Genomic DNA, 13,390 nt, shown 5'->3' with positions numbered 1-13,390 from the left:
ATTGTGGGCGCCAGGCAGGCGCTGCAGGAGATACCGGCCGGGCTGGGTGGAGCCCGGCGCGAGAGGTTTATTCGCTGTCCAGGTGCAGCGGGGTGACGACCCGGCCATCGCTTTCGGCCTGGCCCAGGTTGGCATCGATGAAGTAGACCCGGTCGTCGGCCAGTTGGCCCTTGTCCACCAGGAAGTCCTTGATGCTGCTGGCGCGCTCCTGACCCAGTTGTCGCAACAGCACGTCGCTGCTGCTCCAGAACTTGATCAAACCTTCACGCAGCTTGGCGCTGCGTTCGTCGCGGCTGAGCTGGGTCCATTCCGCCGGCGGCTGCTGTTTCAGGCGGGTGCGGTAGATGCCTTCCAGCAGAGGGGCTTTTTCGCCCTCGGGAACCTGCAGCAGGGACGCCTGGGCGGGGACCTTGTCACCGCGGCGCTGGAGGATCTTGTAGTAGTTGTACTGGTATTCGCGCTCCAGCCGCTGCTCGGCGATCAGCGGGCCGTCACTGCTCTGGGCGCTGGTACCTTCGATTTCCAGGCGCAGGGTCGGACGCTCCTTGAGCGCCTTGGCCAGGGTGGTCAGGGCCGACTCGGATTCCTTGCTCAGGTCGCTGGAGCCTGGAGCGAAGGACACGTTGCTCAGGTCTTCCGAGCCACCACCGCTGACCAGCCCGCCAATGAACTTGAAGGGTGCCTGGGCGGCGCGCAGCACCAGATTGCGCAGGGTCTGCCAGACAATCGGCATCACGCTGAACTGCGGGTTGTTCAAATCACCGGAGATAGGCAGCTCGATGGAGATCTTGCCGTCCGTATCTTTCAGCAAGGCCACTGCCAGGCGGATCGGCAGATCCACGGCGTCCGGGCTGTCGACCTTTTCCCCCAGTTGCAACTGCTCGACCACCAGTTTGTTCTCGGCCTTGAGCTGGCCCTTGGTGATCATGTAGTGCAGGTCGAGGTTGAGCCGGCCCTTGCGGATGCGGAAACCGGCGAATTTCCCGGAGTAGGGGGTCAGGGTGGTCAGTTCAACTCGTTTGAAGCTGGTGGCGATATCCAGGGCGGCCATCGGATCGAACGGGTTGACGCTGCCCTTGATGGTCACCGGCGCATAGCGGTCGACCTTGCCCTTGACGTCCACGTCTGCCGGCTTGGCCTGGCGGCTGTCGATGGTGCCGACATGGCCGTTGAGCTGCTGGATGGCGGTAGCGAAGTTAGGCGTCAGGCTCAGGTCGGCGAAGTTCGCCGAACCGTCGTTGATGGCGATTTCACCGATGTGGATGCCCAGGGGCTTGCTTGAGCTGGGCTCGGACTTCGTCGAGGATTTGCCACCACTGCTGGGTGGTTGTGGAATCAGCAGGTCGTCGATATTGGTGGTGCGGTCATCGTTGATGATGAAGCGTGCATAGGGCTGCATCAGGTTGACCCGGCTGATGGTCAGGCTGTCACCGTGCTGATAGTTCAGGCCTTCGACCACCACTTGTTTCCATTTCACGAAGTCGCGGGTCTTGAGGGTGTCCAGGGTGTGCAACTGGTCCACATTGGCCCGGCCGGTGACGCTGAAAGTCAGGGGTTCGACTTTCTTCAGGTCCACTGCCAGGTCACTGCCGAGCATGCCGCTGCGCAGTTCCAGGCGGATGAACGGGCTGATATAGGACTGGGCGACGCGCAGGTCGATGTCCCGGGTCTGCACCTTGAGTTTGGCGCTGACGGGGTTGAGGTTGACCTCGCCAGTGGCGTTGACCTTGCCTTGTTTGCCCAGGCCAGTATCGAGCTTGAGGGTGAAGGGCGACTGGTTGAGGCTGTCGAAGTTCTGCAGGTCCAGGTTCAGCGGCCCCAGCTCCAGGGCTACGGCGGGCTTGGCCTTGCGATCGGCCAGGTGCACCTGGTAGTTGCGCAGTTGCACGTCCTTGAGCAGCACCTGCCAGGGTTTGCTCGGTACTGCCGGTTCCTTGGGGGCGTCGGCGGCGGCCGGCTCGGGTTTTGGCGCCGGTTTGGCCGGCTGACTGGCGAAGAGCTTTTGCCAGTCCAACTGGCCGTCGGCTTCAAGGGCGGCCCAGGTTTCGAGCTTTTGGCTGCGGACCTTGCCGACAATCACGTGCTGCTTGGCCAGGTCGACTGTGGTTTCGCTGACGTCCAGGCGCTCCAGACGCGCCAGTGGGCGACCGTCCGGGGCCTTGATGGCAAAGGGCGCGACGCTGATGGAGGTGTTGTCCAGCAGCAGCTCGGTTTCCTTGGTCAGGCTGAATTTGTAGTGGGTACTGAGGTTGACCACGCCGTCTTCCAGCACCAGCGGCACCGCATCGCGCACATAGGGCCACCAGGCTTTCATCTTGCCGTCGGTGACTTTCAAGGTGCCTTCGGAGGTCAGCGGCGTCACGCTGAAGTTGCCGCTCCAGTCGATCTGCCCGCCCTCGGGGCCGGTGGCCACCAGCGTCATGTCGGCGCTGTCGTCCGGCAGGGTACTGAGGTTCTTCAGCTCAAAATCGAGCTTGTTGTAGAGGAATTCGATGGGTTCGCTGGGGCGCAGGTCCTGGAAATGCAGGTAGCCGCCGGCCAGATTGATGCGTTCGATGCGTACCGGGAAGGGTTTGGCGTTGGGGTCGCTTGGGGTCGGTTCGCTGGCCGGCAGCTTGAACAGGGCCAGGAGGTTGAGCTTGCCTTCCTTGTCGAAGAGGATTTCGGTCTTGGGCTGGTCCAGCTCGACATCCGCCAGGTGCAGCGCACGTTTCCACAGGCTGTCCAATTGCAGATTGGCGTAGAGGCGATCGAAGGCGATCTGCTCCTTGCCAGGTTCACCGATGCTCAGGCCCCAGAGGGTCAGCTCCAGGCTGAAGGGATTGAGCTCGATGCGCTGGATATGGGCTGGGGTGGTGGCGTAGTTGGCCAATTGCTGGTTGGCCACCCGCAAGGCAATGCCCGGCAGAATCAGAAAGCCCAGCAGACTGTAAAGGGCGAGAGCGGTCAACAAGGCGCAAAGAGCGCGAATCAATCCTTTGGTCATGCGAGGCTTCATCTATCTGAATCGGAAGTGCCTTGGAGTATGGCACGCGTTTACGGTTCCGAAACCACTCCAGTCTTCAGGATTGTTCAGATTTCCTGCTCTTGGTCAAAGTTGCAGGATCAAGGTTTTCAGTGGGGGTTGCCCGTCTTGGGAAGGGAAGTCCACGGCGGGTACCAAGACCTGGCAGTCGCGCACCGGACGCCCGGCCTTCTCGGCGCAGCGCAATACTTGTTCACGCCAGTCCGGCATCGAGACCTTGGCCAGGTTGTTGCAGCAGATCAGCACGCCGTCTTCGGCGGTGGCCAGCAGTGCCGGCTTGAGTAGGCTCTGGTAATCACGCAGCAGGTCGACCGTACCGAAGGCGCTCTTGGCCCAGGCTGGCGGGTCCAGCAGTACCAGGTCGTACTGGCGCTGTTCAAGGCGCGGATAGCTGGGCAGTTTCTGCCCGCGGCGCTGGCTGATGGGCAGGCCCGCCAGTTGGCGGATGGCCGGGAAATAGTCCGACTGCACGAACTGCATCTGTGGCAATTGCGGGTTGAGCTGGCCGTTCTCCCGTCCGACGGCCAGGTTGCCCTCGGCGAAGTCCAGGTTGCACACCTCGCGCGCGCCGCCAGCTGCGGCGCTGAGGCCTACGCCACAGGTGTAGGCGAAGAGGTTGAGCACGCTTTTACCCGCGCTGTGTTGCTTGACCCAGCCACGGGCGTTGCGCAGGTCGAGAAACAATAGTGGGTCCTGCCCGGCGTGGCGTCCACGCACGCGGTAATTCAGGCCCCATTCGTGGCCAACCAGGTCCTCGAGGGCAGCCTCTTCGGCGCGGTACACCGAGTCTTCGCGGTCGATCCGCGAGTTGCCCCGGGAGCGGTCGTTGTAGACCAGCAGGGTCGACAGGTTCAGATGCTGATTGATGCTGTCGTGCAGTTGCAGCAGGGCGTCGCGTTCCAGCGTCTGGTGAAAGCTCTGTACCAGCAATTGCGGGCCATAGCGGTCGATGGTCAGGCCGCCGGCACCCTCCTGGCTGCCGTGGAACAGGCGATAGCAGTCGGTGCCTTGCTGATGCAGCTCGGCGAGCAGGTCCTGGCGGTGATCGAGAGCGGCGCGCAGCGCCTGATTCAAGGAGGACATGCGGAGCGCCTTGGAGCTGAGGAGTGAGGCGCGGCAGTTTACCAGCGTCCCGTCCGTTGTAGGAGCCAGCTTGCCGGCAAAGACGATCATGCGCACGCCTTGCCCGTAGGAGCCAGCTTGCTGGCGAAGGCGATCGTGCACGCGCCTTGCCTGTAGGAGCCAGCTTGCTGGCGAAAGCGCTCTCACGGGCACCTTCGCTGGCAAGCCAGCTCCTACAAGGAGGGCGGTTTTGCGCGGAGGTTAGCGCTCGATCGCCAGGGCCACGCCCTGGCCGCCGCCGATGCACAGGGTCGCCAGGCCCTTTTTGGCATCACGCTTGATCATTTCATGCAGCAGGGTCACCAGCACCCGGCAGCCCGATGCACCAATCGGGTGGCCGATGGCGATCGCACCGCCGTTGACGTTGACCTTGCTGGCGTCCCATTCCAGTTCCTGGGCCACCGACAGCGACTGCGCGGCGAAGGCTTCGTTGGCTTCGATCAGGTCCAGCTGGTCCAGGGTCCAGCCGGCCTTGTCCAGGCAGCGGCGGGTGGCCGAGACCGGGCCGATGCCCATGATCGCCGGGTCGACGCCGGCGTTGGCGTAGGCGGCAATTTTTGCCAGCACCGGCAGGCCCAGGGCCCGGGCCTTGCTGGCGCTCATCAGCATCACCGCGGCAGCGCCGTCGTTCAGCGCCGAGGCGTTGCCGGCGGTGACGCTGCCGTCTTTCTTGAACGCCGGCTTGAGCTTGGCCAGGGCCTCGGCGGTGGTGCCGGGGCGCGGCTGTTCGTCGGTGGCGAAGGTCAGCGGCTCGCCCTTGCGCTGGGGAATCTGGATCGGGGTGATCTCGTCGACAAAGCGCCCGGCCTCGATGGCCGCCGCGGCTTTCTGTTGGGAAGCGGCGGCGAAGGCGTCCTGGGCTTCACGGCTGATGCCGTATTTCTCCACCAGGTTCTCGGCGGTGATGCCCATGTGGTAGTCGTTGAAGGCATCCCACAGGCCGTCGCTGATCATGGAGTCGACCATCTGGCTGTGGCCCATGCGCAGGCCGGTGCGGGCGCCGGGCAGCACGTAGTTGGACAGGCTCATGTTTTCCTGGCCGCCGGCGATGATCACCTCGGCATCGCCGCAGCGGATGGCCTGGGCGCCCAGGTGCAGGGCCTTGAGGCCGGAGCCGCAGACCTTGTTCAGGGTCATGGCGGGTACCGCGTGGGGCAGGCCGGCCTTGATCGCGGCCTGGCGGGCGGGGTTCTGCCCGGCGCCGGCGGTGAGCACCTGGCCCATGAGCACTTCGTCGACCTGGGCCGGGTCGATGCCGGTCTGGGCCAGCAATTGGCGGATGACCGCGGCGCCCAGGTCAACGGCGGGAATGTTCGCCAGGGAGCCCTGGAAACTGCCCACGGCGGTGCGGGTGGCGGCAACGATTACGACGTCTTGCATGATCGGGTCCTTGTGTTCGGTGGCGGGGACCTGTGGCGTGGTGCGGGTGTTGGCCGGGCGGCACAGGCACTGGAAATTGGCGAAATCATGGTTGCACACAACCCCGGGAGCCGGCCAATCGCGAACCGGCCGGTCGGGTTGTGCTTGAACGGTCGGTTTTTACAGGCCCATGCGTCGTTTCGCCCGGTGCACGGAACTGTCCCGTACCGCCCAGCGCAGCATCGGCGTGCTGCGCTTGACGCTGGCACGAATCAGTTGGCGTTGCAGCGGGTTCTGATTGACCTCGAGCATGGCGCTGGCCCAGTCCGGCAGCAGGTCGATGCCGGCCTGCATCATCAACGAACCGAAGGGTTTGGCCAGGCGGCTGGGGGCTGGGGCAGCCAGCAGCAGGCGCAGGACCTCCCGGCTGCGCTGGTCGCAGAGCAGTTGGGGGCGCATGGCCTGCAGGTAGTCGGCCACGGCGCGTCGCGAGCGCGGCACGTCCCGGGCTCCCAGGCGTTCGGCGATCAGGGCGATCTCGTCGTAGTAGCGATCCTGGTCAGCCCCGGAGAGATGAGGGTTGAGGTAACGCAAGTGCGCGGCAAGAAAGCTGCTGACCTCAGCCACGTGAACCCAGGTCAGCAGATCGGGGTCGCTGGCGGCATAGGGGCGGCCATCGGGGGCGGTGCCGACTATGTGCAAGTGAATGCTGCGTACCTTGTCGATCAGCCATTCGGCGTCCTGGCGGGAGCCGAAGGTGGTGCCGGAGATGAACTGCCCGGTGCGGCGCAGCCGGCCGATCATGTCCTGGCGAAAGTTCGAGTGATCCCAGACGCCGGCCAAGGCCAGAGGATGCAGGGCCTGCATCAACAGGGCGCTGATGCCGCCGATCAGCATGCTGCTGAAGTCGGCGTGCACCTGCCAACTGACGGACCCCGGCCCGAACAGGCCGGGGTCACCTTTGGGATGTTCCAGGTCGAGTTGGCCCAGAGACAGGCCGGACAGGCTCATGACCTGGCTTTCGATGCGGCTGCGAATGAATTCCATGACAGCTCGGTGTGGCTATTTAAAAAAGAAGCGCGGCGGATGCCGCGCCGGTTTCAAACGTTCAGGCGTTTGTCGATCAGGCCGTCCACCACGCTGGGGTCCGCCAGGGTCGAAGTGTCACCCAGGGTATCCAGTTCGTTGCAGGCGATCTTGCGCAGGATACGCCGCATGATCTTGCCCGAGCGAGTTTTCGGCAGGGCCGGAGCCCACTGGATCAGCTCCGGCTTGGCGAAACTGCCGATCTCGCGGCTGACCAGGGCCAGCAGTTCCTTCTTCAGTGCCTCGTCGGGCTCGACGCCCTGCATCGGTGTGACGAAGGCATAGATTCCCTGGCCCTTGAGATCATGGGGGTAACCGACCACCGCCGCTTCGGCGATGCTGTCGTGCAGCACCAGGGCGCTTTCCACTTCGGCGGTGCCGATGCGGTGCCCGGAAACGTTGATCACGTCGTCGATGCGCCCGGTGATCCAGTAGCTGCCATCCTCGTCGCGCCGGGCACCATCACCGGTGAAGTAATAGCCGGGGTAGGGAGCGAAATAGGTTTCGACCATGCGCTTGGGATCGCCATAGACGCTACGGATCTGCGCCGGCCAACTGGCCTTGATTGCCAGGATGCCGCTGCCTGCCCCATGGATTTCCTTGCCCTGGTCGTCCAGCAGCACCGGTTGTACGCCGAACATCGGGGTCGAGGCGCATCCGGGCTTGATCTGCCGGGCGCTGACCAGGGGGCTGAGCATGATGCCGCCGGTTTCGGTCTGCCACCAGGTATCGACAATCGGGCAGCGTTGTTCGCCGACCACGTTGAAATACCACTCCCAGGCTTCCGGGTTGATCGGCTCGCCGACGCTGCCGAGCAAGCGCAGGCTGGCGCGGGAGGTGTTCTGTAGCGGGGCGCTGCCTTCGCGCATCAGGGCACGCAGAGCGGTGGGCGCGGTGTAGAAGATGTTCACCTGATGCTTGTCCACCACCTCCCAGAAACGCGAGGTGCTGGGGTAGTTGGGCACGCCTTCGAAGATCAGCGTGGTCGCGCCGTTGGCCAGGGGGCCGTAGAGGATGTAGCTGTGGCCGGTGACCCAGCCGACGTCGGCGGTGCACCAGAAGACCTCACCGTCGCGGTAGTCCAGCACGTACTTGAAGGTCATGGCGGCCTGTAGCAGGTAGCCGCCGGTGGTGTGCAGCACGCCCTTGGGTTTGCCGGTGCTGCCGGAGGTGTAGAGGATGAACAGCGGGTCTTCGGCGTCCATCGGCTCGGGGGCGCATTGGTTGCTGGCGCCAGCCACGGCCTGTTCATAGGAAATGTCGCGATCTGGCACCCAGTTCACCGGGTTGCGGGTGCGCTCGACCACCAGCACGCTGCTGACATCCGGGCAACTGAGCAGGGCCTTGTCGACGTTGCTCTTCAGCGGAATCAGTTTGCCGCCGCGCACGCCTTCATCGGCGGTGATCACGGTGCGGCAGTCGGCATTGAGAATGCGGTCGCGCAGGGCCTCCGGCGAAAAACCGCCGAACACCACCGAATGCACCGCGCCGATCCGGGTGCAGGCGAGCATGGCGTAGGCCACTTCGGGAATCATCGGCATGTAGATGCACACCCGGTCGCCCTTCTTCACGCCACGGCTTTTCAGCACGTTGGCCAGGCGGCAGACCCGGTCGTGGAGTTCCTGGTAGGTGATGCGCTGGGAGTCTGCCGGGTTGTCACCTTCCCAGATGATCGCCGCCTGATGGCCGCGTTTTTCCAGATGACGGTCGATGCAGTTGTAGCTGACGTTGAGTTGGCCACCGCGAAACCAGTTGGCCTCGCCAGTGCGCATGTCGTGGCTGTGGACGCTGTCCCAGGGGCTGCTCCAGTGCAGGAAGCGCCTGGCCTGCTCGGCCCAGAACTGGTCCGGCTGCTCAATGGACTGGCGGTAGAGGTGGTGGTAGTCGTCCTGACTCATTTGTGCCGCCCGGCGGACGGCATCGGCTTTCGGAAAAGTGCTGATATCGAACATGACGGTTCCTTATTCTTGTTTTGCGACAAGTCATAAGGGTGCGCACAAGTGCCGGGAAGGTTCAAGTGGGGAAGGGCCGGGGCCCGGACAGGAGCCGGTGTGGCCGGCTCCTGGGGTGACAGGGTCGATCAGCCGCGGTGACGGCCGCGGAAGTAGTTGATCAGGCCTTGGGTCGATGCGTCGTCGGCCAGGGTTTCGTCGCTGCCGACCAGACGGTTGTAGACGCCTTTGCCCAGCTCCTTGCCCAGCTCCACGCCCCACTGGTCGAAGGCGTTGATGCCCCAGACCACGCTTTGCACGAACACCTTGTGTTCATACAGCGCCACCAGTGCGCCAAGGCGCCGCGGGCTGATGCGCTCCACCACCAGAGTGTTGCTCGGACGGTTGCCGGGAATCACCTTGTGCGGTGCCAGTTTCGCGATTTCGGCTTCGCTCAGGCCTTTCTCGCGCAGTTCGCTCTCGGCTTCGGCGCGGGTCTTGCCCAGCATCAGTGCCTGGCTCTGGGATAGGCAGTTGGCGTACAGCCACTGATGGTGGTCGGCCACCGGGTTGAAGCTGACGATCGGCACGATGAAGTCGGCCGGAATCAATTGGGTGCCCTGGTGCAGCAACTGGTGGTAGGCATGCTGGCCGTTGCAGCCCACGCCGCCCCAGATCACCGGGCCGGTATCGGTGGCCACCGGAGTGCCGTCCTGGCGCACGCTCTTGCCGTTGGATTCCATGTCCAATTGTTGCAAGTGCTTGGTGATGTTGCGCAGGTAGTGGTCGTACGGCAGGATCGCGTGGCTCTGCGCGCCCCAGAAATTGCCGTACCACACGCCCAGCAGCGCCAGCAGCACCGGCATGTTCTGTTCGAATGGGGCGCTCTGGAAATGCTGGTCCATGGTGTAGGCACCGGACAGCAGCTCCTTGAAGTTGGACATGCCGATGGCCAGGGCGATCGGCAGGCCGATGGCGGACCACAGCGAGTAGCGCCCGCCGACCCAGTCCCACATCGGGAAGATGTTCTCTTCGCGAATGCCGAAGGCCACTGCCGCCGCATTGTTGCTCGACACGGCGATGAAGTGGCGGTGCAGTTCGGCCTCCGAGCCGCCCTGGGCCAGGTACCAGGCCCGTGCTGCCTGGGCGTTCTTCAGGGTTTCGAGGGTATTGAAAGACTTGGAGGAAACGATGAATAGCGTAGTTTCTGCACGGATTTTCGCAGAAAGCTCATGGAATTCGCTGCCATCGATGTTCGCCAGGTAATGGCAGCGCACGCCTTTCTGGGCGTAGGACAACAGCGCTTCGGAGACCAGTTCCGGGCCGAGAAAGGAGCCGCCGATGCCGATGTTCACCACGTCGGTGATGGGCTTCTCGGTGTAGCCGCGCCACAGGCCGTCGTGGATGCGGCCCACCAGCTCGGTGATCTGGTTCAGTACCTTGTGCACTTCTGGCATCACGTTGACACCGTTCACCGACAGCTTGTCGCCCACCGGGCGGCGCAGTGCGGTGTGCAAGGCCGGGCGGCCTTCGGAAGCGTTGACCAGTTCGCCGGTGATCATGGACTTGATGGCGTCTGAGAGGCCGACTTCCTTGGCCAGGTTCACCAGCAGGTCGCGGGTTTCGCTGGTGATCAGGTTTTTCGAATAGTCGAGAAACAGCCCGCAGCTGCTCAGGGTGAATTGGCTGAAGCGCTGCGGATCGGCATTGAACGCCTCGCGCATGCTGAAATCCTGCATGGCTTGGCGGTGGTCTTTCAACGCTTGCCAGGCGGGCAGAGCGGTAACGTCATGAGGAGTGCGGTAGTACGCCATCGCTGCGGTTTTCCTTTTGCTTGAACTGCCTTTTGGACACTGAAAAGCCCGGAACGTCCTGCGCGGTCTCAAGGACCCGTTGGGCCGGCCTTGTGCTGATACGTTTAATCACTCGGGGGGATAACAGTAACCCCGGCGTGCTGTTCTGTCTTGGCTTTGTCCGACTGGTGGCCAGTACTATTTTGTACTCAGCGGGCCTGCCTGGTCTGGATTCGGGTTTTCAATGGGTAGAAATAGGGGGAAGCGTCAGGCGACCTGATCCGCAATCGCAGGGCTGGTAAGGCTCTGCTCATTGCCAGGGGCCATGTGCAGCATGCGCGGCCTGGAACCGAGCGGTTCGGCTTCACTGCAGGGAGCATAGGTACAGAGGGTCGCTCGATCACCGACCTTGGCCTTGAACATGATGGTGTACATGGGGTGTTCCCTGGGGCGGATCCTTGAACGGGGCCCGCAGTCATGGGCTGCAGGCCCCAGCCGGCGGCAGTTTGCCCGAAGGTTGGAGTTCGGGCAATCGGGCGTTCATGCCGGTGTGTCGAGGTCCAGGTGCAGGTTGTCGATCAACCGTGTCGCGCCCAGATAGGCTGCTACAAGAATCACCAGTTCACGGTCTTGCGCGGTGGCTGGACGCAGGTTCTGTGCCTGGCGGATTTCCAGGTAGTCACGGCGCAGACCGGCGGCTTCAAGCTGCTGCTGTTGTTCGGCCACAAGCTTGGGATAGTCGCGTTCGCCGTTCCTGATGGCCTGGGCAATCTGGCTCAGGCTGCGGTACAGCACCGGGGCGATAGCGCGCTGCTCTTCGCTCAGGTAGCCGTTGCGCGACGACAGGGCGAGGCCGTCGGCGGCACGTACCGTTGGCTCACCGATGATCTGGATCGGCATGTTCAGGTCGTGCACCAGGGCCCGAATCACTGCCAACTGCTGGTAGTCCTTCTGGCCAAACACCGCGAGATCGGGCTGGACCATGTTGAACAGCTTGCTGACCACTGTAGCCACGCCTTCGAAATGCCCGGGACGGCTGGCGCCGCACAGGCCTTCGGACAGCTGGGGAACGCTGACCCGGGTCTGCCCGGCCATGCCGTCGGGGTACATTTCTTCGACGCTGGGGGCAAACAGGAGGTGGCAACCGGCTTCCAGCAATTTTTCCTGGTCGGCGGCGAGGGTGCGTGGGTACTTGTCCAGGTCTTCGCCGGCACCGAACTGCAGTGGGTTGACGAAGATGCTGGCGACCACGAAGTCCACCCGCTGGGCGGCTTTGGCCACCAGGGCGGCGTGGCCACTGTGCAGGTTGCCCATGGTGGGCACGAAGCCGATCCGCTTGCCCTCACTGCGCGCGCGCGCGACCGCGGCGCGCAATTCGCGCACGGTTTTGACTGTATTCATGCAGAGAACCCGTGTTCGGCGCCAGGGAAGGTGACGGCTTTGACTTCTTCGACATAGGCGCTCAAGGCGGCCTGGATACTGTCCTTGCCTGCCATGAAGTTCTTCACGAACTTCGGCGAGCGACCACTGAGGGACAGCCCCAGCATGTCGTGGAGCACCAGGACCTGGCCGTCGGTAGCATTGCCGGCACCGATACCTATTACCGGGATCTTCACCGCCTGGGTGATTTCCGCCGCCAGTTCACTGGGCACGCACTCCAGCAGCAGCATTGCCGCGCCGGCCTGCTCCAGGGCGATGGCATCGGCACGCATCTGCCGTGCCTGGCTTTCATTGCGGCCCTGGACCTTGTAGCCGCCCAGAACGTTCACGGTCTGTGGCGTCAGCCCCATGTGCACGCAGACCGGCACTCCACGCTCGTTCAGCAGGCGCACCGGCTCGGCCAGCCAGGCTGCGCCTTCGATCTTGAGCATATGGGCGCCGGCCTGCATCAGCTGGGCCGAACTGCTCAGGGCCTGTTCAGTGGTGGCGTAGGACATGAATGGCAGGTCGGCCAGGATCAGTGCCCCGTTGTTGCCGCGCTTGACCGCCGCGACGTGATAGGCCATGTCAGCGGTGCTGACGGGCAGGGTGCTGTCGTGTCCTTGCAGCACCATGCCCAGGGAGTCGCCTACCAGCAGGACTTCGACGCCTGCCTCGCAGCAGGTGTGGGCGAAGGTGGCGTCGTAGCAGGTCAGCATGGTGATTTTCTCACCTTTCTGCTTGAGGCTTTGCAGGGTGGTCAGAGTGATATCTGGCATGAAAGGGGTCCTCATTTCAGGCGCTTTGGAAACTACTGCGAGTAACGCGCGTGATTCTTCGTTATTCAGGCGCACGGTCTTTTGTCGTGCTTATACAGCCTGGTTCCAAGCGATTTGAACGGGCTTGCGGGAGTCGCGCCTGTGGCGTCGGGCCCATCATTCTGTGCCCAGAAGAGGTGCCATGCCAGCGGGTGCCACCGCCGTTGCACAACTGCCCCTGCCTGGCGTTTCCCGGGCTCGCCGCGAACCGGCCTCACTTGAATTGCGCCCTTTAGCGCCGTGATGGCGGCAACGGGACGCCTATAGTCGTGAGGAGAACTCGGGAAGTCAATTAGATGTGTTACCGCATTGTTACGCTGCCAGTGTTACCGCCGTTACTGATGCGTTTCAGCGGTCAGGCCAGGCGTTCCAGGCCGACAAATGGGCAGGCAGCGAGCAGTTCGTGCAGGGTGCGGCCGTCAGCCAGTTGCAGGTCGGCAGGGGCCAGTTCCGCCAACGGGTAGAGCACGAAGGGGCGCGCCTGCATGTGGTAATGGGGGACTTTGAGGCGGGGTTCGTCGATCAGTCGATCGCCGAACAACAGGATGTCCAGATCCAGGGTACGTGGGCCCCAGCGCTCATTTCGCTCGCGGCCTTGCTGGTTTTCGATGGCCTGCAAGGCGTCCAGCAGGGCTAGCGGCGCCAGCGCGCTGTCCAGCGCCGCGACGGCGTTGGTATAGCGTGGCTGGCCTGGGAGCAATGAGTCGCTCTGGTAGAAGGCCGATACGCCGTGCAGGCGGCTTTCGGGCAACTGCGCGAGGGCCTCGGTGGCACTGCGCAGTTGTGCTTCAGGGGCTGCCAGATTGCTGCCCATGCCGATGTAGATGCGTTCCATCT

The 13,390-nt window shown here is 63.5% G+C and carries 9 protein-coding genes and 1 pseudogene; all 10 read right to left on the bottom strand.

Translation table 11 applies throughout. From position 1 onward, the window contains the following. Nucleotides 1-67 precede the first annotated feature (67 nt). Nucleotides 68-2,986, bottom strand: coding sequence for a DUF748 domain-containing protein (locus KI242_RS26895; RefSeq protein ID WP_041752592.1), 2,919 nt, complete (start codon nt 2,984-2,986; stop codon nt 68-70). Nucleotides 2,987-3,091: 105 nt separating this feature from the next. Beyond that, nucleotides 3,092-4,108, bottom strand: coding sequence for a class I SAM-dependent methyltransferase (locus tag KI242_RS26890; RefSeq protein ID WP_041752589.1), 1,017 nt, complete (start codon nt 4,106-4,108; stop codon nt 3,092-3,094). A gap of 240 nt (nt 4,109-4,348) precedes the next feature. Beyond that, entirely contained in the window at nt 4,349-5,527 is a 1,179-nt protein-coding gene (locus KI242_RS26885) for an acetyl-CoA C-acetyltransferase (RefSeq protein WP_015637063.1), read from the bottom strand. Between the two features lie 159 nt (nt 5,528-5,686). Continuing rightward, nucleotides 5,687-6,553 (bottom strand): oxygenase MpaB family protein, encoded by an 867-nt coding sequence (locus KI242_RS26880; RefSeq protein WP_011063515.1) that lies wholly within the window; start codon nt 6,551-6,553, stop codon nt 5,687-5,689. A 53-nt stretch (nt 6,554-6,606) separates the two neighbouring features. Continuing rightward, entirely contained in the window at nt 6,607-8,544 is a 1,938-nt protein-coding gene (acs, locus tag KI242_RS26875) for an acetate--CoA ligase (protein ID WP_212805695.1), read from the bottom strand. Between the two features lie 128 nt (nt 8,545-8,672). Further along, nucleotides 8,673-10,337 (bottom strand): glucose-6-phosphate isomerase, encoded by a 1,665-nt coding sequence (gene pgi, locus KI242_RS26870; RefSeq protein WP_011063513.1) that lies wholly within the window; start codon nt 10,335-10,337, stop codon nt 8,673-8,675. A gap of 246 nt (nt 10,338-10,583) precedes the next feature. Further along, a pseudogene (locus KI242_RS26865) lies at nt 10,584-10,733 on the bottom strand (aspartate 1-decarboxylase); the annotation flags it as partial. 123 nt (nt 10,734-10,856) lie between these two features. Then, entirely contained in the window at nt 10,857-11,717 is an 861-nt protein-coding gene (gene panC, locus KI242_RS26860; RefSeq protein ID WP_041119923.1) for a pantoate--beta-alanine ligase, read from the bottom strand. Further along, on the bottom strand, nt 11,714-12,514 hold the full coding sequence (gene panB / locus KI242_RS26855; RefSeq protein ID WP_011063511.1) for a 3-methyl-2-oxobutanoate hydroxymethyltransferase: 801 nt from the start codon (nt 12,512-12,514) through the stop codon (nt 11,714-11,716). The genes panC and panB overlap by 4 nt, the downstream gene beginning before the upstream one ends. Nucleotides 12,515-12,908: 394 nt before the next feature. After that, nucleotides 12,909-13,388: a 2-amino-4-hydroxy-6-hydroxymethyldihydropteridine diphosphokinase gene (folK, locus tag KI242_RS26850; RefSeq protein ID WP_015637060.1), complete on the bottom strand. Its 480-nt coding sequence runs from the start codon at nt 13,386-13,388 to the stop codon at nt 12,909-12,911. Nucleotides 13,389-13,390 lie beyond the last annotated feature (2 nt).

The sequence above is a fragment of the Pseudomonas sp. Eqa60 genome, from assembly GCF_018326405.1.
GTDB lineage: Bacteria > Pseudomonadota > Gammaproteobacteria > Pseudomonadales > Pseudomonadaceae > Aquipseudomonas > Aquipseudomonas protegens.
The sequence above is the reverse complement of the archived record's forward strand: the minus strand, read 5'-3'. Positions and strand labels throughout refer to the sequence as shown.

What these genes read in the sequence shown, in the direction of transcription:
- pgi (WP_011063513.1), bottom strand. Translation starts at nt 10,337, where the DNA reads ATGGCGTACTACCGCACTCCTCATGACGTTACCGCTCTGCCCGCCTGG.
- KI242_RS26880 (WP_011063515.1), bottom strand. Translation starts at nt 6,553, where the DNA reads ATGGAATTCATTCGCAGCCGCATCGAAAGCCAGGTCATGAGCCTGTCC.
- panC (WP_041119923.1), bottom strand. Translation starts at nt 11,717, where the DNA reads ATGAATACAGTCAAAACCGTGCGCGAATTGCGCGCCGCGGTCGCGCGC.
- KI242_RS26895 (WP_041752592.1), bottom strand. Translation starts at nt 2,986, where the DNA reads ATGACCAAAGGATTGATTCGCGCTCTTTGCGCCTTGTTGACCGCTCTC.
- folK (WP_015637060.1), bottom strand. Translation starts at nt 13,388, where the DNA reads ATGGAACGCATCTACATCGGCATGGGCAGCAATCTGGCAGCCCCTGAA.
- KI242_RS26890 (WP_041752589.1), bottom strand. Translation starts at nt 4,108, where the DNA reads ATGTCCTCCTTGAATCAGGCGCTGCGCGCCGCTCTCGATCACCGCCAG.
- panB (WP_011063511.1), bottom strand. Translation starts at nt 12,514, where the DNA reads ATGCCAGATATCACTCTGACCACCCTGCAAAGCCTCAAGCAGAAAGGT.
- KI242_RS26885 (WP_015637063.1), bottom strand. Translation starts at nt 5,527, where the DNA reads ATGCAAGACGTCGTAATCGTTGCCGCCACCCGCACCGCCGTGGGCAGT.
- acs (WP_212805695.1), bottom strand. Translation starts at nt 8,544, where the DNA reads ATGTTCGATATCAGCACTTTTCCGAAAGCCGATGCCGTCCGCCGGGCG.